The organism is Paenibacillus sp. FSL K6-1566 (assembly GCF_038050475.1).
Lineage (GTDB): Bacteria > Bacillota > Bacilli > Paenibacillales > Paenibacillaceae > Paenibacillus_AQ > Paenibacillus_AQ lactis.
This window is the reverse complement of the sequence record NZ_JBBOSR010000001.1, coordinates 3,452,489-3,478,274: the sequence shown is the minus strand read 5'-3', so window position 1 is coordinate 3,478,274 and position 25,786 is coordinate 3,452,489. Positions and strand designations below refer to the sequence as shown.

Annotated in this window: 22 protein-coding genes; 4 read left to right on the top strand and 18 right to left on the bottom strand. The window is 48.8% G+C overall.

The genetic code is table 11. The features are described from left to right. Positions 1-429: 429 nt before the first annotated feature. The 7 genes from helD to NST08_RS15250 all read right to left on the bottom strand — a co-directional run bounded on the left by helD (position 430) and on the right by NST08_RS15250 (position 11,551). Positions 430-2,844: an RNA polymerase recycling motor HelD gene (helD, locus tag NST08_RS15280; RefSeq protein WP_007128200.1), complete on the bottom strand. Its 2,415-nt coding sequence runs from the start codon at positions 2,842-2,844 to the stop codon at positions 430-432. Between the two features lie 338 nt (positions 2,845-3,182). Next, entirely contained in the window at positions 3,183-3,860 is a 678-nt protein-coding gene (locus NST08_RS15275; protein WP_034273142.1) for a DUF1796 family putative cysteine peptidase, read from the bottom strand. A 305-nt stretch (positions 3,861-4,165) separates the two neighbouring features. After that, entirely contained in the window at positions 4,166-5,245 is a 1,080-nt protein-coding gene (locus NST08_RS15270) for a glycoside hydrolase family 88/105 protein (RefSeq protein WP_050954003.1), read from the bottom strand. Between the two features lie 190 nt (positions 5,246-5,435). Continuing rightward, on the bottom strand, positions 5,436-7,079 hold the full coding sequence (locus NST08_RS15265; protein WP_341033265.1) for an extracellular solute-binding protein: 1,644 nt from the start codon (positions 7,077-7,079) through the stop codon (positions 5,436-5,438). A 51-nt stretch (positions 7,080-7,130) separates the two neighbouring features. Further along, positions 7,131-8,030 (bottom strand): carbohydrate ABC transporter permease, encoded by a 900-nt coding sequence (locus NST08_RS15260; RefSeq protein ID WP_340900463.1) that lies wholly within the window; start codon positions 8,028-8,030, stop codon positions 7,131-7,133. A gap of 14 nt (positions 8,031-8,044) precedes the next feature. Then, on the bottom strand, positions 8,045-9,010 hold the full coding sequence (locus NST08_RS15255) for an ABC transporter permease (protein ID WP_340900462.1): 966 nt from the start codon (positions 9,008-9,010) through the stop codon (positions 8,045-8,047). A 270-nt stretch (positions 9,011-9,280) separates the two neighbouring features. Beyond that, on the bottom strand, positions 9,281-11,551 hold the full coding sequence (locus NST08_RS15250; RefSeq protein WP_340900461.1) for a helix-turn-helix domain-containing protein: 2,271 nt from the start codon (positions 11,549-11,551) through the stop codon (positions 9,281-9,283). Positions 11,552-12,208: 657 nt separating this feature from the next. Between NST08_RS15250 and NST08_RS15245 the strand changes: the two genes are divergently transcribed. Together NST08_RS15245 and NST08_RS15240 are read left to right on the top strand one after the other, a co-directional pair. Further along, positions 12,209-12,691 carry a MarR family transcriptional regulator gene (locus NST08_RS15245; protein WP_007128208.1) on the top strand — a complete coding sequence of 161 codons (483 nt, stop codon included), beginning with the start codon at positions 12,209-12,211 and terminating at the stop codon, positions 12,689-12,691. Between the two features lie 57 nt (positions 12,692-12,748). Continuing rightward, positions 12,749-13,780 carry a nitroreductase family protein gene (locus NST08_RS15240; protein ID WP_340900460.1) on the top strand — a complete coding sequence of 344 codons (1,032 nt, stop codon included), beginning with the start codon at positions 12,749-12,751 and terminating at the stop codon, positions 13,778-13,780. An 87-nt stretch (positions 13,781-13,867) separates the two neighbouring features. Here NST08_RS15240 and NST08_RS15235 read toward each other — a convergent pair whose 3' ends face one another. The 5 genes from NST08_RS15235 to NST08_RS15215 form a co-directional block, all read right to left on the bottom strand. Beyond that, the gene (locus NST08_RS15235; protein ID WP_340900459.1) at positions 13,868-14,230 is read right to left on the bottom strand and encodes a DUF4181 domain-containing protein; all 363 of its coding nucleotides are present in this window, start codon (positions 14,228-14,230) and stop codon (positions 13,868-13,870) included. Between the two features lie 326 nt (positions 14,231-14,556). Further along, positions 14,557-15,435, bottom strand: a complete 879-nt coding sequence (locus NST08_RS15230) for an ADP-ribosylglycohydrolase family protein (protein WP_028405105.1) — start codon at positions 15,433-15,435, stop codon at positions 14,557-14,559. A gap of 82 nt (positions 15,436-15,517) precedes the next feature. Next, positions 15,518-16,342: an isocitrate lyase/PEP mutase family protein gene (locus tag NST08_RS15225; protein ID WP_034273146.1), complete on the bottom strand. Its 825-nt coding sequence runs from the start codon at positions 16,340-16,342 to the stop codon at positions 15,518-15,520. Between the two features lie 183 nt (positions 16,343-16,525). Further along, positions 16,526-16,960, bottom strand: coding sequence for an SRPBCC family protein (locus NST08_RS15220; RefSeq protein ID WP_007128213.1), 435 nt, complete (start codon positions 16,958-16,960; stop codon positions 16,526-16,528). Between the two features lie 2 nt (positions 16,961-16,962). Continuing rightward, positions 16,963-17,463, bottom strand: coding sequence for a MerR family transcriptional regulator (locus NST08_RS15215; RefSeq protein ID WP_007128214.1), 501 nt, complete (start codon positions 17,461-17,463; stop codon positions 16,963-16,965). 233 nt (positions 17,464-17,696) lie between these two features. On the opposite strand from NST08_RS15215, the gene NST08_RS15210 reads away from it, so the two are divergent. Beyond that, positions 17,697-18,035: a DUF1801 domain-containing protein gene (locus tag NST08_RS15210; protein ID WP_028405108.1), complete on the top strand. Its 339-nt coding sequence runs from the start codon at positions 17,697-17,699 to the stop codon at positions 18,033-18,035. Between the two features lie 228 nt (positions 18,036-18,263). Here NST08_RS15210 and NST08_RS15205 read toward each other — a convergent pair whose 3' ends face one another. The 3 genes from NST08_RS15205 to NST08_RS15195 form a co-directional block, all read right to left on the bottom strand. After that, complete coding sequence (locus NST08_RS15205) at positions 18,264-18,782, bottom strand: hypothetical protein (RefSeq protein ID WP_028405109.1); 519 nt, start codon at positions 18,780-18,782, stop codon at positions 18,264-18,266. A gap of 359 nt (positions 18,783-19,141) precedes the next feature. Further along, complete coding sequence (locus NST08_RS15200) at positions 19,142-21,181, bottom strand: serine hydrolase (RefSeq protein WP_341341936.1); 2,040 nt, start codon at positions 21,179-21,181, stop codon at positions 19,142-19,144. A gap of 245 nt (positions 21,182-21,426) precedes the next feature. Continuing rightward, positions 21,427-22,164 carry a glucose 1-dehydrogenase gene (locus NST08_RS15195; protein WP_028405111.1) on the bottom strand — a complete coding sequence of 246 codons (738 nt, stop codon included), beginning with the start codon at positions 22,162-22,164 and terminating at the stop codon, positions 21,427-21,429. A 186-nt stretch (positions 22,165-22,350) separates the two neighbouring features. Between NST08_RS15195 and NST08_RS15190 the strand changes: the two genes are divergently transcribed. After that, positions 22,351-23,256: an AraC family transcriptional regulator gene (locus NST08_RS15190; protein ID WP_028405112.1), complete on the top strand. Its 906-nt coding sequence runs from the start codon at positions 22,351-22,353 to the stop codon at positions 23,254-23,256. Between the two features lie 257 nt (positions 23,257-23,513). On the opposite strand, the gene NST08_RS15185 is transcribed toward NST08_RS15190, so the two are convergent. From NST08_RS15185 to NST08_RS15175, 3 genes are all read right to left on the bottom strand, one after another. Next, positions 23,514-24,011 (bottom strand): DinB family protein, encoded by a 498-nt coding sequence (locus NST08_RS15185; RefSeq protein WP_007128221.1) that lies wholly within the window; start codon positions 24,009-24,011, stop codon positions 23,514-23,516. A gap of 131 nt (positions 24,012-24,142) precedes the next feature. Next, complete coding sequence (locus NST08_RS15180) at positions 24,143-24,736, bottom strand: YdeI/OmpD-associated family protein (protein ID WP_040738121.1); 594 nt, start codon at positions 24,734-24,736, stop codon at positions 24,143-24,145. Positions 24,737-24,866: 130 nt separating this feature from the next. After that, a complete protein-coding gene (locus NST08_RS15175; protein ID WP_040738123.1) occupies positions 24,867-25,643 on the bottom strand; it encodes a TerC family protein in 777 nt (258 codons plus the stop codon). Positions 25,644-25,786 lie beyond the last annotated feature (143 nt).

The window sequence follows — 25,786 nt, the reverse complement described above, 5'->3', positions numbered from 1 at the left end:
CAAGAACTTATGTCAGCACAACAAAAAAGTCGCGGGAATCCGCGACTTTGCGTTGGTGTGAGTTCTTGTCCACCCATCACTCGGACATACTTTGTTAACCCGTTCATTTTAAAAGAAATTCAATAAACATGTTAGCAGCATCACAACTAGAGGGCCGATCACGAAGAACCCTAGTAATAATGCAATGATCTTAAATGGCGCTGACATGCCATGGTTCATTTTTTAGCTCTCCTTCGTTAAACGCCTTATCATTTTCAGCCATAGGTTTATTTTACAATATGTGGGCGTTAATGCTATAATTATACATTTGTAAACTAAGGTTACGTGTGATATAGGAAAGGCGCGCCCATCGAGGCAGCGCCTGATCATCCTTCCAATAACGCAAGCAACTGAAACGGTCTATCGATATGCGAGCTTTCGAACCAGCTATCAAGTCACCATTTCATACAAACTAGAGTCCATGCTCTCCACGAATGGCGACCAGTCCCCTGTCGTATAAAGCAAGAGCTGATGCATGGCCCGGGTACATGCCGTATACAAAAGCTTGCGATCGTTGTCCCGGCCGTAAGCATGCGGTGACGCCTCATATATCAGAACCGCATCGAACTCAACCCCCTTGGCGAGATACACGGGAATAACCATCGCACCTTTCTCAAAGGTTTCCGTTTCCTTCGTAATGAGCTGCAATGCTTCGCCTCCATGCTTCCGCAATGATTCGAAGGCTGAGCGGCTTTCGGCAGCCGTCTTCGTAATGACAGCAATAGATTCGAAGCCTTCGGCTTTAAGCGCTGCAATATCCTTTAATACACGTATGTCACGCATCTCTCCGTCTTCCACCTTCACAAGAAGCGGCTTCGGTCCGCTCCTTTCAAACGGGACGATTTCCGACGCGTCGGAGAGCAGCACCTTCGTAAATTCCACAATCTCCCGAGTTGAACGATAACTGCGCACTAGGCGGATCAAGCATGTTTCGGTTTCTCCATAGAGCCGGAACAGCGGTGACTCGGCATCCTGCAGATTCGTTGATTGCGTAAAAATCGCCTGCCCGAAATCACCAAGTACCGTCATGCGGGCACGCGGAAACAGTTTTTTGAGATACTCATATTGAAACGGTGAATAATCCTGCCCCTCATCAATGAAGACATGCCGAATCTCCGTGTTCGTGCGAACGCCTTCGATCAATTCTTTTAAATACAAATACGGAGTGGCATCCTCATAGAAAATTTCAAACTTCTCCAGCTTATCCTTGGTTTGCTTACAGATTTCAGACCATAGCACCGGGATATCGACCTCATTCGTCTTGTCCCGATAAGCAGCTTCATCGATAAATAGCTGGGTATACAGGCCGTGAACATCGATGAACGAAAATCTTTTGACATTTTTCCGGATCGGTTTGAAGCTTGCCTTTACGATCTTTTGGCGGAGTAAGTCCTCCTCCCGCTCGGCGAAGTCAAAGTCGCCTTCGTCTTCTCGGCGTTTGTTGCTTATTTTCTCGCGAACAACGGCGTAGTGCTCAGCAATGTCAAGCACTTCCCTTTCCTTATGCAGCTCACTGAATACTTCCGCATAGTGCTCGTTGTCGAGATAATGGAGCTCCTCCTCAACCCAGGAGGCCCCGAGCTCCTTGCGTTCCAGCAGTGAAAGCTCCTTCAGAATCCACTTCTGCAGGAGATCGACACGATTGGCCAAGCTCAAGGAAGTGTCGTATCCGTAAAATTGCGATCTCATTTGCTCGGCGGTGATCAGAACGCGATCCCGAAACCGAATGCCGTTGAACAGCATGCCCTCCCGCCCCAGCCACTGTGCATAATTCTGCAGGGCTTTCATGAAAGCCTCGGACGCCTTATACTTCATCCCCTGAAGGCGGGCCTCATCGTTTGGCGTTGATTGTGCGGTCAGCACATATTCGATCTGGCTGAAGGGATCCTCCACTTGGAAGGATGAACCGAGCCAATATTCGAGATATTCCTGGAAAGTCGTCTGCTGCATATTCTCCTCGCCAAGCTCGGGAAGGACGGAGGATACATAGCTGTTAAACATCTGGTTTGGTGAGAATAGAACGATCTGATCCGCCTTAAGCGAATCGCGGTTTTTGTACAGCAAGTACGCCACACGCTGTAAAGCCGCGGAGGTCTTCCCGCTTCCAGCTGCACCCTGCACAATAAGCAGCCGGCTGTGATCGTTCCGGATGATGGCATTTTGCTCCTTCTGGATGGTGGATACGATACTTTTCATTTGCGAGTCCGCGCCTTTGGCTAGCATCTGCTGAAGAAGCTCGTCGCCGATCGTCACGCTCGCGTCAAACATACGACGAAGCTGTCCATCCTGGATCTGGTATTGCCGTTTCAGCTCCATCGTACCCGTGATCCGCCCGACCGGAGTGTCGTAAGAGGCAGCGCCAGGGGAATGATCGTAGTAGAGACTTGCGATGGGGCTGCGCCAATCATATACCAGGAAGGTCAATCCATCTTCATCGACGAAGGAGGATACGCCGATATAAATCTGCTCGCTCCCGTTCAAGCCGTCCTCCAGAAAATCGACGCGTCCGAAATATGGAGAAGGCAGCATTCGATTGAAGCTCCTCCACTGCTGCAGCAGAAGCCGATGACGGCGCTCCCTCTCGGATAGTACCGCGGCCTGTTGTTTAATCGTATAAAAGGTTTCTTCAAATTCCTCGTCCGTACTCGTATTGACCGTAACCTCTTCCCAGAATCTCCTGCGAATCTCGGCTGCCTGATCGCTCAGACCGCTAACTTCCGGTTCCAACGCGTCGATCCTAGCCTTCAGCTTTTCCCTAACTTGATCCAGCCGTTCTTGTTCTAACCGCCATCCCTTAGCTTCCATCTCGCTTGAACACACTCCTTTTCATTCTGGTCTGAAAAAAGTGCATTGACAAATCAGAGGTCACTGATGTACAATTAAATTAGGAAAAGTAATTATAATATCAGATTAAACTTGATTTTCAATTGCGCTACTGATTATAACATAGCGCTTTTTCGCGTTCAATTATTTTTTTGTCTTTTGCCCCCCTTGGTGTTTTAGCCTAGCTTTTTTTATTTTTCGTAAAATCGAACGTACTCGCTATAAACAGGGAATGAGCATACAGCGACTAGATTAATAAAAATAGGAGTGCGGCTAAGCGATTGCCGGCACTCCTATTTTCACGTTCCAGGGCAGGCCTCTTAAGTCCAGTACCCTGTTAATGACAAACCGTTCAAGGCATAATCCCACACTGCTATATCATTGGGCCGTTCGAGGGGAACCTGCAGCGTGCTGATGCCGCCTAGTTCCCAATCGATCTCCTGAATCGACTCCAAACCGGATACAGGCTGCATGAATAAAATGCTGCAGCTGGCCGGCGTCAACGAGGACAGGACGGCATGAAGCGCGACGGCCTCTTGTACCCCGATCTCTCCCCACCGGACGAACAAAACGGAGCGGCTGTGTTGGAGCACATACCAAAACCGTTGAATGCGTCGGGCAAGCTTCTCCTGATATGCATTATAGGCCGCCACCCAATCCTGGTTCGGAACGATCGGGAAATCATGGACCGATATGATATTATAGCGCGAATCGAGAATAAAATGGGCGCTAAGGTGCGTCCCTCCTTCCGGCACAGTGATCCCTTCCTCCAGATAGGCTGAAGTCCCCTCTATCTTCCGGAGCTGTCCAAGCTCCATAAAGCCTTCAAACCGACTCTTAATCAAATGCGTCACATCCGTTACTGCACTTGAGACCATCCAATCCAGCGGGAAGGAAAAACGCCGCAGCTGTTTGCGCTGCAAATAGATGGATGGCCCGCACCAACTGCCCAAGCTGATTATGACATCATATGCGCCTTTCAAGTCTCCCAGCTTCACATTCGTCACCACTTTCTTGTTAAGAACATCTGCTCTATTCTATGCATTGTGACAAGCAGCCGTATAGATGTTCGGGCAACGAGAAGCGATTACTGCCCTTGTTTTTCGATAGGGCAATCGTTTTCTGGTCCCATCGGTACCCTTTAGCGAATCCCCGCGCTTGTTGGATCGCTTCATATTCGGACTTGGCAAAGGACAAAAGGCTCGCTCTCCTTTGATTTATGTATGGTAACCTCCCTCCGAGTCATGTTCGTTTATATCAAAATTCACCTTCAGATGCTTTTCTTCCCCTGCTCCTTCGATGTCTAATCGACCTGGTCGCTTCGTCTGCTCAGCTCGCGGTTTCTCTGGGCCTCGACTACTTCAATGACTGCCGCCAGGAACGCCAGCGCCAATCCTTGTCCCCAGCCCTGTGCCCATTTCCGGTCAATGCCGAGATATCCTTCGATATCGTTCATGACCGCCGTACCACCGGACACGTTCAGGACCCGCCCGTTATCCGCAATATTGGCGAGCACGCCGTCCAATGCTCTTCTCACATATTTCGCGTGCAGCGGATTGCCCTGCATTACCATGGCTGCTGCAATTCCTGCTGTAGCCGATACTTCGCCGTAAGCATCCGGGTAATCGAGTACGGTGCCCCACAGCCCGTCCTCATGCTGCAGCCGTTTAACGGCTGCCAATTGGTCGCGCAAGGAGCTCCATATATGCATCATCGGAGGATAAAGATACCCTTCCGGCAGCCCCCTTGCCGCACGGGACATCGTATAGGCTGCCCAGGCGTTAGCGCGCGCCCAATGGATGGCGGACATATGGTCCTTTTTGACGTGGTTGTATCCATGGTACCACAGCCCGGAATCCTCATCTTGCAGGTAATGAATATGCCGTTCGAATTGATGCAGCGCGTCGTCTATAAGCGTCTTCTTCTCAAGCATCACGCCGACCCGAAGCTCCAAATATGCTGCCATGAACAGGGTATCCGCCCAGCACTGCTCCGGAAAGTCATTGTTGGCCGACACCGTATGCTGAAGGACCCGGTCACCGAAGCGCAAAGCTTGATGCTCCAAATAATCAATTTTACTTAAAATGAGATCCAGATATTTTTGATCCTTTGTCTGATCATACAGGGTCAACAGCATATGCCCCATCGCGCAAGTGTTCACGGTCCATTCTTCCGGAATGCCCGCTTCGAGGTACTCCTCCACCCAATCGATCATCCGATCCAGGTAAGCGTGCTCGCCCGTGACCTCGAACAGCCGGCTAATCCCGTAGAATGCGACGCCGCCCGGCCAGTCCCACGTCAAATCCATACCGAACGTATAGTCCGCAATGCGCTTCGCGGTTTCCTTCAAATCTTCTAAAGCAATATCTAGTTTCAGATTCATATTACCCTCCATATCATTCAGAGCCCCCGCTTGCGGCAGGAGCTCTGTGTATTGGTTGTACGATTGATTGTACCGTTCGAGGCAGCCGTACGAAATGTTCATACGGTCGCCGCTGCTAGCAGATTCACTAATTTAATTATAATCGGATCATTTCTTTCCTCCAACTTCGTATATCGCTAGATTTTCACGATTACCGGAATTGACCTGCATCAATCGCTTTTTGCTTCTCGTCCAAAATCTCCTGGTAGCCTGCGTCGAGGAATTTCTGCTTGGCCGCTTCGTATCTCGCATCGAACTGGTCGGCCGGCGCAAGGATAATATCAAGATACAGCTCCTGGAAGAGGTTGTTCAAATCCGCCTTATACTCGGTAACCTTTTCTAGAACTACGGTGAACAGCGGATCCGGCGTCTGGTATGGTTTGGTCTCGTTACGGTATTTAATCATGTCCTCGACAATCTGCTCGTAACCTGCAGGCGTCCAGTTATTTTTGTTCGCCTTAAGGGTAAGTTCTGGCGTCGCGAAGGATGGTGCTTCCGTAACAAGTGCCCAATAGTCCTTGTTATTGTTCTGAGATAGTACGGATTCTCCCTTGAAATCCGGATTTTTCACCGGAAGGCCATCGGAATCGAGCGTATAATTCTCGCCTTCCACCCCGTTCTGGAGGAACATCAGGTTCTCCGGTTGGCTCATCCACTCGAGATACATCCATACCGCCGTGCGCTCCTCAGCCGTCGATTCATGATTAATTCCCATGATCAGGCCGAACGGCCAGTCGGCGCGTCCTTGCGGCACATTCCCCTCCGGTACGCCCGAGCCTGGAGGAAGCACGGCCAATTCAGCATCCGGATTATTTTTCAGCGTAGCTTCAAACACATCGGTGTTGTTGGTAAGGTATAGACCATAGGTGCCTGTATTCCCCGCTACAAATTCGGCCTTGAGCTTGTTATCATCGTCGCGAAGATAGAACTCTTTGTCAATAAGTCCGTTATGGTATTGATAGCTAAGGTTACGCAGCCAGGCTTCGGAAGCCGGCGTCGTAAAGTCCGCAACAGACAAATCGGAGTAAAGCGCGTGCGTCTTCGGATCGATCGGCCAATCACGGAATGCGTAGCTATAGTTGAATACATTCCGCGTCAATCCGGCCCCCGCAACGCCGATCCCTGCTTCCTTCCATTTGACAAGCATTTCATTGTACTTCTCAAGCGAGGTCAAGTCCTCGACTTTCATGCCCACCTTCTCCACCCAGTCTTTACGAATGATGCTGACAAAGTTATTGAAATCAGGACGCGCAGCGAATACGAACGTATTTTTCCCATCAACTATCCCGTATTGCAGAATCGTCTCGCTCAAATTGCTCCAATATGTTGGAGCATAGTGTTCAATCTCTTTCCAGTCCAGCTCCTGCATAACACCTTCCCCGTAATATGCAAGCGCTTGCGGCATGTCGTAGTGGAAAATAATATCCGGCGCTTTGCCTGCAGCGAGCAGCTGCTGATAAGTCGTCACTTCGTTCGTACGGGCGATCGGCGTAAACTTGACCTCGATATTGTATTTGTCGCCGAATTCCTTCTGAATCCAGCGGGTGTAATAGTTGTCCGTGACGTTCCAGCCCTCGAACGCACGCTCATATACCGGGATTTCGAGCGTAACTCTCTCCGGAAAGCCTTGCGAGTAATCGGGATAGCTGCCTTCGGCGTTTTCGCTTGGAGTGGCACCTTCATTCGTTGGAGCTGGCTCCTTCTTACTATTGGTGCTGCTCCCCGTGCAGCCAGCTAGAAGCGCGGTAATCAAGATGAAAGCCATGAACAATGACATGATTTTCGGTTTGCTCATCGTATATCCCCTTTTCACCTTCAAATTATCGAAGCAACGGAATCGCAGACGTTATTCCTTGATAGCACCAAGCATGACTCCCTTTACAAAATACTTTTGAATGAACGGATAGACACAAATGATCGGCAAAGTCGCGAAAACGACACACGCTGCCTTGAGCACTTCAGGATTGCTGAGCGAGACCTGCGTCATCTCTAGCTGAAAGCTCTCGCTGGCCTGAACCACCAGGTAATATAGTTTCAGCTGCAGCGGCCGCAGATCGACATTATGCTTAATATAGAACAGCGCGTCCTGATAAGCGTTCCAGCGTCCGACCGCGTAGAATAGGGACAATGTCGCCAGAATCGGCTTGGAGAGCGGCAGCACGATGCTGAACAGAATCCGGAAATGCCCCGCCCCATCCATCCGGGCCGATTCTTCCAAGCTCGCCGGAATATTGCTGGAAATCGAAGTTCTTAAGATCAGCAGGTTGAACGCGCTAAAGGAAAGCGGCAATATGAGAGACCAGATCGAATCAAGCATCCCCAAGCTGTTGATCAGCATATATTCAGGAATGATGCCGCCTCCAAAGAACATCGTAAACATGAAGATGAAGGTGAAGAACGAACGGCCCTTCAGCTGTTTTCGGGATAGCGGGTAGGCTGCGCAAATGGTGACGATCATGCCGATCACGGTGAACAGCACCGTAATGATCACGGATATGTAAAGCGACCTCAGGATGCTCTGATCGGCAAACACTTTGCCGTAAGCATCCAGCGTGAAGCCCGCCGGCCAGAGAAACACCTTGTTAGCAATAACGTAAGCGTCCTCGCTTAAAGATTTGGCGACGACATGAACGAATGGCAGCAAGCAAGCCAGTGAGGCTGCAATGAGAAAGAGACGGATCAGAATATCCCATAGGTCCAGTTTCCTGATGCGGCGCACGGCATGGCTGCTGGCGTTTGTTTTCATCGCTTCCCTCCTTTCTATATCACGCCGTCTTCGCCCAATTTCTTGGCAACCCGATCCGCCAACAAAATGAGGATGAGCCCTACGACTGCCTGGAACAATCCGAGGGCGGTTGCTCGGCTGAAGTTGCCGCCCTCGATCCCCCAGCGGTATACGAGAACGGGTATGGTCGTGGTGAACTCCGTGGTTGCTTTATTCGATAAGGCAAAGACCCGCTCGAAGGAACCAGCCATCACATGGCCCAGGTTCAAAATAAGCAAGGTCACGATCGTCACCCGGATCGAGGGCAGCGTGATGTTCCACATTTTCCGCCATCGGCCCGCACCATCCACGACCGCCGCTTCATATAGCTCGGGATTAATGCCGCTTATCGCAGCCAGGTAGATGATGGTTCCCCAGCCCATGCTCTGCCATACGCCAATGAAGATATAGCTGATTAGCCAATTGACGTTTTCTTGAAGGAACGGAATTCGTGTCCCCCCCAAATTGGCGATCAGATTATTGATCATGCCGGTTCCTTCGCCCAGCAATTGATAGGCGATTGCCCCGATAATGACCCAGGACAGAAAGTGCGGTAAATAGAGCAGCGTCTGATTCACGCGCTTGAATAAAGCGTTCTTTACCTCGTTGAGCAATAATGCCAGGATGATTGGCATGGTAAAACTAAATATCAGATCCGACACGTTCAGCAACAGCGTGTTGCGAATGGCGCGACCGAAATCAGATTTGGCGAAAGTGTCCTTGAAGACTTCCAGCCCGACCCATTCACTGCCCCAAAATCCGTGGGCAATCTTATAATCCTTAAACGCAAGGATAAGACCGCTCATCGGCGCGTACTTAAAGACCAAGACAAACGCTAACGGGATGAGAAGCAGAAAATAGAGCTGCCAATCCCGACGAAGATAATAAAGGATTCCCTGTTTCTTTTCTAGGAAGGGATTTGAAGCGGTTTCAAATCCTGATGCAGTGTCTGGGACTTTCAAAATTTCACCTCCTCCATGGCTTGATCTCCTCCGTGCATTCCCCTTAATGGATGACCTCGAGGTTGGACATATCATATCGTCCCGATCATTCAAAGGTAAACGCCGAATATTGATACACTGCAGCCACTTTTGATTCAAATTCCATCTGATCCGCAATTCCTGAGAAACTAAGAATCATTTATGGCTGCTTGAATCAAATAGGGTGTGTTGTCCGTTCCGGCAGCTACATTAGTTAGCCTGTGGACCAAGCTTAAGGACCGTTTCTGCAGGTCACGAGGTTTTGGATCTGTGCAGCTTGTAGCTGCTCGGCGGCATCCCTTCGAATTTTCGGAACAGGCGATTGAAGCTTCGTACATTCATGTAACCTACCTCGGACGCAATTTGGGCAATCGACAGGTTACTGTCAAGAAGCAGCTCTTTGGCCTTCTCGATCCGCAGCAGGTTGAGATAGTCGGACAGGCTTTTGCCCGTTTGTTCGTAGACGATCTTTCGCATGTAAGAGTAGCTGATACCGATTTCCTTAGCCATCTCTTCAAACACCACTTCCTCACGATAGTGCTCATTCAAATAATGGATGATTCGCTCGGCATATTTGTGGGTCCCGCCCGGTGAGCGCGTAAGGTAGTGAACAATTTCGCTGTAAAATCCAATCAGATATTCTTCAAGCTCATCGAGTGTATCAAATGAAGCCAATGCAGCATAAATATTCCCCCTCCTGGAGAAAATCCGCGCGGTGCTGACGTTATTCTCTCTAAGGTGCTTAATGGTCACGCCAACCAATTGATGATAGATGAATAGGATATTATCGTAGGACACGTAATCGGCAGAACGGATTTCGACGCGTATGATTCTCAGCTCTTCAATGATGCTGTCCAGATTGCCTTGGTCAAGGAAGTTTAGAATTCGTCTTTCGCTGTTAGACGGATAGATATATTTTTTGTCCCGACCTTCCTCCTCCTTCCAATATGTGATTCCGCCGCTGCCGGCGATCATCCGCTGCTTGATCGCTTCCAGCGCCTCCGCCAGCCGATCCGAGACCAGCCGGATTGAATCTGCCGGACGGCTCACACCAATTGTGACTGAATGCTCCAGCAATTCAGCTGTATCGTCCTTCATCTTTTCTAAAGCGGCATGAATGCCGATTCTATGGTTGTCATCTTCGTCCTGTCCATAGTTGATCAGGATGGCGAAGTGCCCGTCGCCGTGATAGACGCAGCGCGCTTGAACGCCTTTGTGGAACAAGTGAGCACATTTCGAGATGAGCAAGTAGCGATGGTAGCTGCGCGTTTCCGGATTGTTCCGGCTTATATAATTCCGGTAACCGTCGATGGAAACGACGGCTACAAGAAAGTGCAAGTCCGGGAAAATTTCTTCCGCCTGAGACGTTACTTCCCCCCGCAGCAAACGATGGATGGCGTGGCTTTGGGCATCCTGCTCGCGGATACTCAGCAGCTGATACAACCCTTCCTCCTCTTCCTGCATCCGCCTGAATGCAGCCTCCAGAAAGACGAACTCATTCTTATTGCGGACCCCCGGATTGACGCGACCGCGAACGGTACGAACCAGTTCCCTGACCGGCTTGGACAACCAAGTGGCAATGAAAACGGTCAGGATGGATCCCGCGAAAATAATGACGATCGTAAGGAATATGATGCTTCGCTGCAAATTGTGGGGCTTGTTCATCAAATCATCGACTGAGTAGATGCTTACGTTTGTCCAACCGAATTCTTTCGTACGGGACCACGCATACAGTAATCGCTCGCCGTTAAGCTCACGGAACATGTACCCTTCAGGCAATGCCTCCTGGGCGATATCGTGGATGAATGGTTCCTCATACGCGTTCTTGAGCAGCAAATTCTTGTCATGATGGGAGATGATTGCCCCGCTTGACTTCATGAGAAAATAACCTTGTTTCCCCGATTTCGTTGATTGCAGGTACTGCTGGATTTGACTCTCCTTCAAATTGACAACAATCGTTCCGCGAGTAGCGGTTGAAAGCCGATTTAAAGGCAATGCGAACGATAAGACATTCACGCCCGAATCAAGCTTGCGCGGATACCATACGCCGCGGATTCCTTTTTGCTCCATAAGCGCTTCGTTCAGCCAGCCGATCGGCTCGTATTTGTCCAAGCTTGTAATGCCTTTGTCCGTCGATATTACGTAATTCGCATCGTCAAGATAAAAAAAAGACGAATATACCCCGTCGACGCTCTGATTCAGATTCAACAATTCCTTGAGTACCGCCATTGCCTTGCTTACATTCATGTAATTCGTTTTGAGTTCAGCTAGAGACTTGAACGGACGGATTCGATCGAAGATGTCGGTGCCGCCAAGGCGTACCGTATTCTGGGATAGATTGCTCAGAGCATTCTCATTCAGCTCGCGATTGGCATTTAGTTCTGCAAGCGAGGTTTCGGCGAAGGCATGCTCCGAATTTTGCAGGATCTGGGAGCTGCTGTACCAGGTTAAGATGGCCATCGGTACGGCCATGATGCAGAATAGGATAAATGCCAATTGCATCATCATTGGAATTCGCTTCATTGGACCCCTCCATACCCTAAATTGATTGCATAAGAAAAAAACACTTATGTATGTATTAAGATAACTAAAGCGCTTTCATTTGTCTTCGCTTTTAGGTGTCTGTTTTGTTCAGATTTCGCATTATATGTTAAGTCAATGGGGACCAGCTCGTAAATCGCCATAACTGATCTTCATGATCAAAATCTGATCCTTTTGCGAAAATGGGATCAAATTTTGCCAAGATGATCAGTAATGTCGTGCGTCAATTATGTTCCCGTTGGATCATCACCTGACCAGATATAAATAAAATTTGTCATCCTTGTGCATGGTTAGCAGCGCAAGTCAGTTTGATACGGTTACGTTGATTACCGTCGATTGACTATGTAAGACACAGCACCAAACAACCGCCGTGCAGTGACGGCGGTTGTTTGGTGTTATGACGGACTACGATACGGCCTAACGTTGCGTTCGACAACTGTCGATCACGAACAAAAAAATACATCATCTGCTCCTCTAAACGTTTGGATTTTTAGGCACGCTGTTTTTTATTTTTGTTAGATAAAACCGATCTTATGCAGCATATTTCATGATTTACCAAGCAGCAGCACGCACTTGCCGAATCATGTGAACTATGATATTTTAGTTTCCAAGTAAACAAAATGGAGTGTGGACCGAAGCATGGATTATCCTGACCGTATCAAGACGTTAATTTATGAACAGCTGCTTCATTTTTCCCATTTGCATGAACAGAGAATGGAGCTGGAGCTTAAAGAAATCAAAAAGATGGTACAGCTTCAGCAGCTGAAAGACGTGCCTGGAAACTTATCGACCATTCATGTTCTGGATTGTATCGGCGATCATGAACCGATCAATCATTCCGCGATTGCCGAGAAATTAAAATTGTCAAAGGCCAGCATTACCAAGATTAGCAAAAAGCTGCTTGAGCTTGAGCTTATTCATCGGACCCAGCTCAATGATAATCGCAAAGAGGTGTACTTTCGTCTTACCCCCCAAGGGAAACAGCTGTTTGAAATGCATCGGTCTATGCACGAAGCGGAAGAGCAGCGATTTATGCGTTTTTTGGACCATTACTCCGACGATGAGCTGCATACGATTTTGAAGTTCTTTCAGGGAATGGCCCGGTACATAGACGAGAGATAAACAAATTTTTTTAATATTTTTGTTTACTAGTAAACAATTTTCCGAGGAGGAATTACATTGAATTATTCCCAAACGATAAGAGAACGCAGAACCATCCGGAGATTCAACCCAACCCCGGTTGACCCTGATATAATCGTATCCTTGCTGACTGATGCAGCCAAACTGTACGAGACCGAAGGTACACCGCGCTGGCGCTGCCTATACGCCGGCACGGCAGAGTCGCGTCAAAGGCTGGTTGAGAGCATGATCGCCAAAATGAAGGAAAGCAAATTCGGCAAGCTTATCCCTGCTAAAATGATCAATTATTTCATAAAACAGATAACGGATATTCCCTCGCACCTGATCTTCATCGCGGAATCCGCCTCCGATCAGCGACAGCGCGATGAAAATTACGCTGGCGTGTGCAGTATCATGGAAAATTTTCTCCTGCTTGGTTGGGAGCGCGGGTTGGGCGCGCTGTGGGACACGGATCCGATGCTTCAAAGCGAATCGTTTCTTGCGGAAATCGGTTTGCAAGAGGGGGAACGTTTTGCTGGAATTTTACACGTGGGATATTTCGATAAAGTGCCGAGAGCCCGAAGAAGAACGCCGGCGGAACAAAAATGGACCTTGATCGTCGGAGACGGACAGCCGAGTGAAGTGCAATCGAATAACGCCCGGATTTCAGAGCAAAGCATTCTGGAGGTTCTGAATGACGCCGTCTGGGCGCCTAATGACGGATTAAGGGAACCGTGGCGTTTTATCTATGTAACGGGCAGCGGAGCAGCCGGAAAGCTGCCTGTCTTGCAAGGGAATCCTTCGTCTGCCCTCCTCCTAGTCGTAGCCAAGGAAGAAGCAGATTCACATAAGCAGGAGGAGGATTATGCAGCGGTATGCTGTTTGATCCAGAACTTTCAATTGCTGGCCAAATCCAAACCGTGGTACGCACGCCGAACGGTCCCGGAATGGATATATAACCAGGATCATTGCAAGCTATTCGGCATCCGTCCACTGGAGCGGATAGTAGCGGTGCTGGAGCTCGGGGAAGATGATCCATTCTCACAATCGGCACCGTCTGCTCCCCCATTGCTGAACCTCACGCATTTATGATGATATAGGAAAAAAAGGACATTCGTTCCTTCAAACGAATGTCCTTACGACCCTTTTTAGAAAATACGGTGGATCCTGCTTGCAATATCAAACGAACAGCTCAACACCAAAGAAGAGCAGCAAGCTGCTGACACTTGTGTAGGCGCTTAGGAGGTGCTGTTTGGATTCCTTATTGAAGCGTCTTTCAACAACGGATCGGAATGCATGCAGAAAGACTAGCACAAGAATAAAGTCCTGATAAGCCTCCCATCTCCATTCCAGAACAAGCCTCGTGTAGAAGAGGGCGATTAAAGAAACCGCAACAATGATGAGCTCCCCCATGAGATGAAATCGGTTGATATGCTTATACAGCGGCCCATTTGAATTGTAGGTGACTTTCATTTTTTTTCTCATCCATAAGTAACCGATAACGACTACGATTGCATACAAAATGATACTAATCTGAAACATTCAACTGCCCCCTTTCTAAGATAACGGACAGTATCACTTTTGACTTAACGCTCAAGTTTTGTGTACAGCTGCTCGAATTTGGTAATAAAGGTGATCCCTTCCTATTAAAATACACTACTTTCTTGTTTGGATCAATGGATTTAAGGAAACGCCTTCTTAATTGATTAACACACCATGCTTGCAGGTTAACATAAGGAATCATCGGAGTGGCTGATATCTAATACTCGAGACCGCTCTGCTGCTCTTTATCTAACGGGTACTTCTTGGTAAACAAGGACTTGAGCTTCATGGGAAACAAAAAAAGCCGCGGATTCCGCGACTCCTCACTACGAAATTTTCAATGCATATAGCTGCGAGCTGATCTCATCAAGCTTCTCCTTAATCAAAATCGCCTCGGCATATCGGGCCGGAATGCCCGCATAACCGTAGTAGATGCCTGCCAACCCACCGGCGATCGCGCCGATCGTATCGGAATCACCGCCTAGATTTGCCGCCTTCTGCACGACTTCTGCATAATCCGACGTTTGGAGCAGGATGTGGAGCACCCACCGGAAGGTATGTACCACATACCCGCTTGTCGGACAATCCGGCCGTTCTTCAATGATGTCCTCGTATTCGCTTCCCGCCACTTCGGCCATGATCGCCGTTCTTAAGTGTTCTCCCTGCAGAAGGCGCTGAGCCATTCGGTTATACATGATGCAGGCTTCAGTACACCTTGGATCATAATGCGTCATGCGTGACTGCATAGCCGTCATTCGATCAATATCTGCCGGGTCCTTATACGCTAACGCCGCAGGCAGGCATCGCATGAGGGATCCGTTCCCGCCGCTTTGCCCCATATCCATGTGCGCCACAAACGCGGCTTCGAGCCAATCGCCCTCGTATTTTTGAAACACGTGTCGGATGATATTCCCTATGTCTTTAGGTCTCGATTGATACCATTCCATAAAGAAACGCCCGATTGCTTCCATTGGTTCAACAGGATTTTCGAGGATTCCTGCTGCCACGCACAGGGTCATCATCGTATCATCGGTCACTTCCCCAGGCTCCAGGTGCCATACCCCACCGCCAATGATCTCCGTCAAATAACCATGCTTCTCCTCGATCTCCCGTTCAGTCATAAACTCCGTCGTTCCGCCAAGCGCGTCGCCCACAGCCACCCCGTACAGCCCGCCCTTGATTCGGTCAAATATTATGTTATCCATTCAAGCACCTCACATTTACTGAAGTTCTTCGTCGAGAGCGTTCTTTGGGGATGTATAGGATTATAGCATATGTAGAAGCCTCTTAGAGCCTCAATAAGTCATCATAAGAAATTTTCGAGGTCGAGGTCATTAGCTCGAAGCTGCCCCTATCCAACATGTCCCGGCCGATGGACTGCAATAAGGATACCGCAGCTCGGAATGGCCCGGAGCCGGTACTGATTCGCTGGATGCCGAGCGCTTCAAGTTCATGCGCTGGAGGCAATTCGGGTACAGCCAATACATTAATCGGGCCGTTTATTTCTTGCCTGAGTGTCCGGATGTCAGAGACTGTTTTGATTCCGGGGACAAAAATACAATCTGCGCCTGCTTCCTGATAAGCATGCGCCCGTTTAATTGTTTCCTCGAGCTTAGTGAAAGGAGTCTCTAACTTGATCCAGTAGGGATCCGTTCGGGCATTGATAAAGACGGGAATGCCAATGCGTTTCCCAAGCTCACGGATGGCGGCGATTTTCTTTTGCTGATCAGGAATATCATACAGCGGCATTTGCGGATCCATGGTGCTGTCTTCCAGATTGATCCCTACCGCGCCGGCGTTGATTATCTGTTTGACCGTTTCAACAAGTTCCTCTGGGTTCTCTCCATAGCCGTCTTCGATATCCACGGTTACGGGAATGTCGACGGCTTGAACAATGCTGCGGACGGCATCCAGCATCGTGTCAAAGGGCATGCTGCGGTCCGCATAACCACGAGATGCCGCAATGCCAGCACTGGTCGTGCCGAGAGCTTGGAAGCCGCATTGCGCGAAAATTTTCGCGCTTACAGCATCCCATGCGTTAGGCAAAATAAAGAAGCTCGAGTGAAGCTTTCTGAAATTCATCGCCTTTTGAACTAGTTGTGTCCCTTCCATCTTACGCCCTCCCAACTCAATTTCTTCATATATGCAGCCCCGTTACATATTACACCAGGTATGATTCGATAATTATCGAATCATGGAATGCACATGCCCGCTCCGCTCCTGCACTCGTCTTAGAAATGAACAGAGCCGTTTCTCGGCAACAGCCGTTCCCAGACCCTACAAAATCCCTGTCGCCTATTCGAGTGATTTGCCAAGCGCGTCAAGCATTTCGTTCGTGCCATGCTCGCGTATCTCTGGCGTATCATGCCCGTCGAAAAACGCCCCTTGCTCGGTGAATACCAGCTTCGTGCCGCTCTCGGTTGGGAAGAGCTCGACAGTCGTGATTGAAACGGACATCCGAATATCGTCCGAATCCAGGGAGTAGCTATAAACGATCCGCTCCTCCGGCACAATTTCTTGATAGCAAGCGTCAAAGGTAAAGACGGGTCCCTCTGGCGGACCTCCGCTGCTGTATTCCCTCCCTCCGACACGAAATTCAAAAATTTCGGGCTTGGAGAACCACTTTGCCTTGGAATTCACATCGGACCAGGCTTGAAAGACCCTCGCAGGCGATGCGGCATAAGTTCGTTCCACTACAAAAGTGGCGTGTTTGACAAAACGTTCAGTCACGGTTATTCCTCCTTAGATTTTGATTCTTCTTCTCCCACGGCAAGAAAATCGCCAAGCATATCGAGACGCTGCTCCCACCTTGTCCGCCGCTCGATAACCAATGCCTCATGGCTTTTTTTCATCACTTGCAAGAGTTCGGTGAAATCTTCCACAGCTAATGGTGCATTTCCCTGTATCGACTTGGATACATGCTGAAGCTGTTCAAGGAGCATTTGCTGAAGCTTCATTTGCTCCTTAATTCGAGCCATCTGCAGGTTGATGATCTCCAGCGGGCTGATCTGCCCGTCGTTAAGGACGGACTTGATTTCCTCCAAAGATAAACCCAACTCCTTCAGCGATACAATCTGCTGCAAGCGGGAAAGGTCAGATTCGTTGTACAGCCTGTGACCTGACTCAGTCTGCGCGGATGGCGAGAACAAGCCGATTTGATCGTAAAATCGCAAAGTTCGCACGGTGAGCCCTGCGAGTTTGGCAAGGTCCCCTACTTTCCAATGTCGTCTCATCAGAAACTCCTTTGTTAGCGCTAACGGTTTACCGGTAGCTCTAGTATAAAAGATGACGTTACGTAAGGTGCAAGCCATAAATTGATTTTAGAGCAGGATTTGCTTGGAATGCATCCATATATCTGATAGAAATATTTAGGCAAGACATTTACCAAATATTCCTTTACAGGAATATTCCAAACGTGGTATATTCAGTTCAGTAAATAATTTCCTGGAAAAGGAGCTGAGCTGGATTGAATCAAGAAGTAACCTCTTTTATAGAAAATCTCGGTAAGCCGTGGCAAGTTGAGATTTCAAATCGACTACGCGAGTTGGTTCATGAAACCATTCCCTCGGTCGAAGAGCGTATCCAGTACAAAAAACCGCATTTTCTTAAGAATGGACATTACGCCGCGGTGATTTCCCCCTCGAAAGACGCAATTGCGTTCATGATTATGAATACGGCCGAGCTGGAAGTGCCGAAAGAATTTGAAGGTCCGCCTGAGCGAAAATGGTTGAAAATCCGTGAAGGCGATTCGCCGGACTATGGACTCTTAAGTCAATTGCTCGAAAAGGCATCCAGTTCGCTTTAATGTAATCGAGAAGGCGATTTGAGCATATTTATTTTTCATCGATTGGAACATGATGTGCAGGGAATGCTAATGGATTATCCTAATTTATCGATTACCTGTTCAGCCAGCAATAATCCATTTTTATATCTGAAGGCACCCGGAAAATACGGTACTAACCGTTCATTTCCAGGTGCTTTTTATGCTGGAGGTCGTGTTAAAAAAAGAAAACTGAACGGCAGGTGATTACCATTATAATCCAGATTCTGGCGACCGTCTCTCATTCTTGCATGCAGGCTCCTTAGCTTTTTTGAAGCTTGCGCCTTTGATTATTTTGGTAGGCAGAGGGTAGATTGTTCTGAGCTTCTCATAAATAACCTTCACCTCTTCTCGGTTATCACTTTTTATATGGCGAGCCAGAGCTTCGAAGTCCGAAACATCCTTTTTCCGATACCAGTCATACCCAAGCGCTATGGATTCGGCGAGTTTATCTCGCGATTCTTGAGGAACTTCCGGCTTTTCGAGATACATTTTTATGGCATACATCACGTTCGACCCATACAGTTCGCCAGTACGGTTAAATTCTTCCCCTTCAGACTCCGTTTGCGGTGTGAGATCTGCTGACTCCCCGATATTCGGTGTTGGAGCTTCTTCCGATATGGATGGATGGTTTCGTTGATTTGCCTCTCCGGTACTATTGCTGCAACCGGCACTCAAGGCGAAGGATAAAATCATTGCGATTTTACCCCCATAATGAACAAGATGCTTCAAGTTTGAATTCCCCCTCATGCTTCAACAAGCAGATTGATCTCTGTGGGATTATTCTACTATACAACCATTATTTTCTTCCAATTATTTTTCGACTGCCCTTTGGCAAAAGGTGTCATCGAAATAGTGCCGTGAACCGAGCTAAACAAATGGGCTCGCTTCGCTCCAATCGGACCACCATCTTGATTCCCACGGATTGGCGAATTTTGGCCCTCGGATAAAACAACGCATTAAAAAAAGCCGCCTTTGGCGACTTTTGAGAGTAACTTTTCGGTCTTGTACAAACGGTGATTCATGCATTTAACACTCCGGTTCATCGCTTCGCTTAAAAATCACATAAGTTCGAGTGACCCTTCAACAAGTTAAGCGGAACCCGGCAACGTCAAGCTTTTCGTCCCAAGGAGGTATAACAACGCTGCCGCTTCCTTGCGTGTCATGACCTGCTTGGATCGGTAATCGACGGAGCCGTCTGGGGACGGTGTCACTTCCGGACCATAGAACTTGTATCCAACGATATTGCTTACAGCGTCAACGGCCCATGAATCGGTCTTCCCCGTTAGCTTTGCTTTCTCTAGCGGATGACCTAGCAGGATCGCAAGCCGTGAAGCCATCGCTGCCGCCTCCTGACGGGTGATCGGACGGTCCGGTTCGAACGAGCCTTTGTCGACCCCTGTCACAACCCCCATATCAAACGCTGTCGTGATTTTACCCGCATCCGACCGATTCGCCGTGTCCTTGAATGCGGGTTGGCTCTTCGAAGGGACAGCTCCCAGCCAGTTGACGAGCCAAATGGCGAATTCGGCGCGAGTCATCGGCGCATCCGGAAGAAACCTTCCGTCCTGTCCGGCTTGAACCACGTTAAGCTGATGCAAGCCGTCAATGTAGGACGCATAAGGATGATCTTCGCCGACATCCTTAAATCTTTCGGGAACAGGCAGCTTCTCCGACCACGCCGCCGGATTGGTTTTGGTGAATAAGAACCTGATGGACCCGTCCTTGTTTTCTTGAAACGCCACAGGACTTCCTTGCTCATCCTCGAACAGCAGCGGCTCGACTTGTTGGAGTGTGTGCTTACCCATTAAATCTTCTAGCAAGAGTACGCCATCTTGTGCCTTAATTCGAGTTGTCAAATAGGCGACCCGCAAATCCCGATAGATGCCTTCGTACCTTTCCAATTGATCCTTGGCAGGTGTAGTGTAGATTGGTTGACGTTCAGCCGGAAAATACCTGTCCATGAACGCTTCGAATAATCGGTTTCGAAGATCGGAGTTATTGTTGTACACGATAAAGGCGCCAACTTTCTGCTCGGGAAGAAGCCACATCCATGAAGCGAAACCGGGGATGCTCCCTCCTTTTCCGATCACGTATTGATCGTTGAATTTGTGATGCATAGCGAACTCAAACCCGTACGTCATCGTCGGCACCTTCGGATGAATCGCCTTCTGCACGCTTTGCATCTCTTTTACTGTTTCTTTCCGAAGAATGCGTGTCTCTCCGAGCGTTCCTTCGTTTAAATGGGCGAGCATAAACTTGGCCATATCGCTCCCCGTCGTTAGCATGCTGCCCTGAGGCATATCGGTTGGAATCGTATTGTAAGGCGGCAGCGGCTCTTGCCGTTCGTTGTAACCGGTAGCAAGGCTTGACTCCATGCCTGGAGTCAATACGAACTGGCTGTTCTTCATTCCAAGCGGCTTGAAAATGTTGTCATCCACGTATTGATGGAACGGCTTACCGGACACTTGCTCGACAATATAACCCTGCAGCATTGAGGCGAAATTATCATATTTATATACTTCGCCCGGTTTGTGAATGACCGTTGGCATCGTCTTGATGATGTAATCTTTGAGCTGCGTAACGGCGGACAAATCGCCCGTAATCATGTCGCCCGGCGGCGGGTCTACGATATCAAAGCCGGTTGTATGTGTAAGCAGATGCTCCATCGTTAGCGGCGAGCCCGTATTATTTTTTAGTAGCACGTCGCCCATGTACTGCTGAACGTCCTGTTCCAGGTCGATCTTGCCTTGTTCCACTAGCTGCATAACGGCTGTAGCCGTAATTACTTTGGAAACGGAGGCAATACGAAACCTGGACTGTTCCGGATCGACGGGTTTTCCTGCCTCGAGGTCTGCATAGCCGTAGCCTTTCTGCAGCAGTACTTTGCCATCCTTAACGACAACAAATAACGCACCGGGTACTCCCAAAGCCTGAATATCGGGGCGGTTGAAAAACGTGTCGGCAAACGCTTCGATGTCCTTCTCGTTCAGTATGGCCGCCCTTTGGGCTGGCGCCAATTTCTCTTGAGGCTCTCCGGCTGCGGATACCGCAGGCACGGTGGCACAAGCGACCATAACGACTGCCAAAGCCGAAAGCATGTTTTTTTTCCAAACAGGGATCGTTGCCATTTAAGCTGCTCCTTTCTCACTCCAATCTGCTATTGCAGCGGAATCGCCATTACAAGTATTGAGGTCTTGTCTTCGATGCCGGATCCGACTTTTTTATTGTATTTGCGAATTCTTTCTGTTTACTTTCTCGTTTCATTCAATTACCTTACAAAAAGGCACAGACGTCTCGCGAACCAGGTTCAGGTACTAAAAAAACCGCCATTGGCGGCTTTTTATGGGACTTGTGTCTTGTCCCCGTCAGCTTCTTAATTAAATCCGCCATTAATGCGGATCGTCTGTCCTGTTATCCACCGGGCTTTGTCGCTGACAAGCAGCTCGATCGCATTGGCAATGTCTCCGGGTTCGCCCAGTCGTCCGAATGCGTTCATTCGGCGGTATGAATCAATTAGCTCTGGTGACTTGCCGCTTAAGAAAAGTTCAGTTGATACCTGGCCCGGCGCTATGCAATTGATGACGATATCTCTTGCGCCGAATTCCTTGGCCAATTGGCGGGTCAACTGCTCGACTGCTCCTTTCGTAGCAGCGTACACGCTGTACGTCGGAAGCATCCCACCTGAGATGGAGGTCGAGAAGTTAATGATCGTTCCCCCCTGCTCCATATGCTTCATCGCTTGTTGACAAGCGAAATACGTTCCCTTCACGTTGATCGCGAAATGCCGGTCAAAGCTCTCCTCCGTCACGTCCTCAATCGCCGTACACTCCATGATGCCGGCATTATTAACCAGAATGTCCAGGCGTCCAAACCGCTCAAGCGTTTCCGCGAACAACGTTTCAACTTCTCCTACCTTGCTGACATCGGCACGAATCGCTGCAGCTTCCCCGCCGGATGCCTCAATGGTCTGAACAGCCTCCTCCGCTTTCCCTGAATTCGAGGAATAATTGACGACCACCTTCACTCCGGACGCAGCCAGTTGGATCGCGATCTGCCGTCCGATTCCCCGTGAAGCCCCGGTAACGATTGCCACTTTTCCATGTAAACTCATATTTGTTCACACCTTTACCTTCATTTTATTGCCGGTAACCCGACTGGATTGACCCTGTGAACTCATTATATGGAATCAATGGCTTATGCCGTTAGAACATATCTATTCAATCCTTGCCTAATTCTCTTCATTCTCGATATGATAAAAGCAATACACTCCGACTGATCTGGAAAGGAATACGTGACTATGGACGAATTACTCCGCAAGGAGCAAGTCTTGCAGCAATTGGCGAGTTTGATATGCCGCCACGCTCCGTCAACCGGGACACATTTGACGCCGATCCCGTCGTTGATGTTGATGCATGCTACAAAACTGTCCCAGCCGATGGAATCCGTATATAAGCCATCGATATGCGTCGTAGCGCAAGGGGCAAAAACAGCGACAACGGCCAATGAAACCTATCGATATGATCCATCGACCTATCTGGTGACTTCCGTCGAATTGCCTATCATCGGAAGAATCATTGAGGCTACGCCCGAAACTCCGTATTTAAGCCTAAAACTTAGCTTCGATGCGGACGTCATCTTGGATATTGTCAAAGAGACGAGCCCCTCCGTTGTTTCGCTGAGGGAAGCCTCCCGCGGCATAACCGTAAATCGCACGTCTCCACCATTGCTCGAAGCCATGGTTCGTCTCATGCAGCTGCTGGACGAGCCAGATCATATTCCTTTCCTGGCACCGCTAATCATCCGCGAAATTCTGTATCGCATCCTCCAAGGTGAACACGGCTCGCTTATCTATCAATTTGCTATGATCGGCAGCCATGCACACAATATCGCGCAGGCGATCCAGATGATTAACCGGCAATACGACCGTCCGCTTGTCATTGAGCAGCTTGCCAAATCCGTCAACATGAGCACGTCTGCATTCCATAAACACTTCAAACGCGTCACGGCAATGAGCCCGTTGCAGTATCAGAAAAGCTTGCGCTTGCAAGAAGCCCGCCGACTAATGGTGACCGAGGCCGTGCAAATTTCCGAAGCCGCCTTCCGCGTAGGCTATGAGAGCCCATCGCAGTTTAGCCGCGAATATGCCCGTATGTACGGACGGCCGCCCATGCTGGATATTCAGGAGCTACGGGATTCGATATGAGTGATAGTCATAAGCACTGCGCGAAACATAAGCCATTTTAAGCCAATTTTCATGACATTCATTTGACCTTAAAACAAAAGAAAAGGCAATCTACTCCAATCGAATAGATTGCCTTTTCGGGCCGCTGTTACTTGCCACGATGTCTCGTGATAAACGGAAATCTTCCTTGGTATTTTCCCTCTGTTGTACTAAGGAGCGGAGGAGATCATCGCCGGCAGCATATGCCGATTCCCCGCGACTTCACGAGGCATCTTCATTCATTTTACTGACTCGTCGGCGGATGGACCGTAAAAGCCCGGAACCGGAATATCAAGGAGCCGCAAATATACCCCAAGCTGCGCCCGGTGGTGAACCATATGGCTGATACCGAAGGTGCGAAGCGCGATAGCCCGAGGCTGGCGCAGGATGATATGGTCGCCGTTTCGCAAGGTCCATTCCTCGCCGAGCGTCGTCTCACCGCATTCGGCTAACAGCTGATCAAGCTTGACGACGTTTGCGTCGAATTCTTCCAACACGTCATCGCGTTTTTCTAAAGCCTCCCGCCGAAGCGGCACGGTTGCAAGATCGAATTCAGGGTACTGAAAAATGGCAATTTGCCAGTTGAGGATGTTGATCAGATGCGTGGCCAATCCGCCAAGCGTCATGGACTTCTCGTGCGGCTTCCACGACATATGCTCTTCGGGCAAGCGCTCCAGAATGCGGCGTGTAGCACTCAACTCTTGCTTCGCGTCTCCCACAATCAATTGTTTTACCATTGTTTTCCTCTCCTCCTTATATAGCAAGCATACTATAAACCCGCTCGGGTGAACATCATGGATTGGGTCGGATCTTTTCCAGTTCTCAATGAGAGTCCGCGAGAATCGGAAAGATGAACTAATCGTATATCCTAATCGTTTAATCCCTTTCCATCAAGGATTTGCGGTACATATTTTTCGACCCGGGACGCACGGGTTTTAGACTGCTTGGGTTGGGAGAAATAATGAAGATACGCTCTTTGACGTCCGGGCGTCAAGCCTTCAAATGCTGCTTTCAAGCCAGGGATTTCCTCGAGCTTAAGTTGAAACTCTTCAGGAACTATGTATTCATCCGTCTTTTTAAAATTGACTTCCAAACCGGCCTTTTCAATCTCAATCGCTTCATATATATAAGATTTCAAGATGGGTTCTAACTCATCGATTTCTTGTGCATTGGTGAACCGAATTTGACGCGCCGCCTGCACATTTTCCGTTTGTTGGATGAGAATTCCGTGGGCATCCTGTAATAAGGCGCCTTTGTGAAACAGCAGTGCACAATATTCCTTAAATCCGTGGATTAAAACGACGTTCTTATTCTTAAAGCTGTAACAAGGATGCATCCACTTAAAATCTTCGGTCAGCTCACAGTCAAGAACGATGGCTCTCAACTTTTCATATTCTTCTTTCCACTTTCTGGATTTACTTACGAATTCATCGACCTTTGGATTCAGATTTCGAGTTGTCACGATGGAGCCCCCCCCCTTCAAATTCGTCGATCCGCCGATCGACAAGAATGATCATTCATCGTTTGCGTAAAATGGCCACCCTTTACTGGATGGCCATCTGTCATTTCATATAGTGAAGCTCAGAGTTAACCTAGAGTGGATCGGCTTGTGATTGTTTTTTGTTCGCAGGCGCAAACCAACCGAGAAGGGCTATCGCCACCAATACACCATAGAAGATCAACGTCCAGGCTGTGCTATGTGGAAAATGATGATCCAGCACAGCGATATCCTCATGAGCTAATGTAATCACGACGAGCTTGACCCCAACCCATGCTACGATGGCATATGCCGTGGTCTCCAGTGCCGGCCGTTGAGCAAGCAGCTTAACAAACCATGTCGCCGCGAATTTGATCAGGATGAGCCCGGCGATGCCGCCAAGCAGGACAACGATAAATTTTCCGCCGTCCATTCCACCGAAATTTCCAAGCGGCGAATCCGGAAGGCCCAGCGCTAAAGCCACTGCAGCAAGAATGGAGTCAATCGCAAAGGCGAGGTCAGCAAGAGCAATTTTACCTACGGTAGGCCAGAAGCCTTTGCCCGCAGCATCTTTCTTTATATCCTCGCGGATGTTCTTGTTTTCCTTGCCAAAACGCGCTTTGATTATATGTTTTAAGCCAAGGTACAGCAGATAAGCAGCCCCGATCGCTTGAATTTGCCAAACGTTCGCAATAAATGATATGGCAAACAGGGCGGCGAAACGAAAAACAAAAGCCATGATAATTCCGTAATTGATGGCTTTCTTCTTCTGGTCATCCGGTAAGTGCTTCGCGATTACCGCCAGAACGAGGGCATTATCCGCAGATAGTAAGCCTTCCAATCCAATAAGAATTAGTAATGCCCATGCATACTCCAACCAAAGTGACTCCAACAGTTACTTCCCCTCTCTGATGTTTAGAATGTCATGACAAGCTTCTTGCTTTTAACCTCCAAGCATTGAAGCAAAGGGGATTTTCCGACTTACATGGTTTCCCGTATCCCCTTTCGCTATTTACGTTGTCATTTAACGTCTCG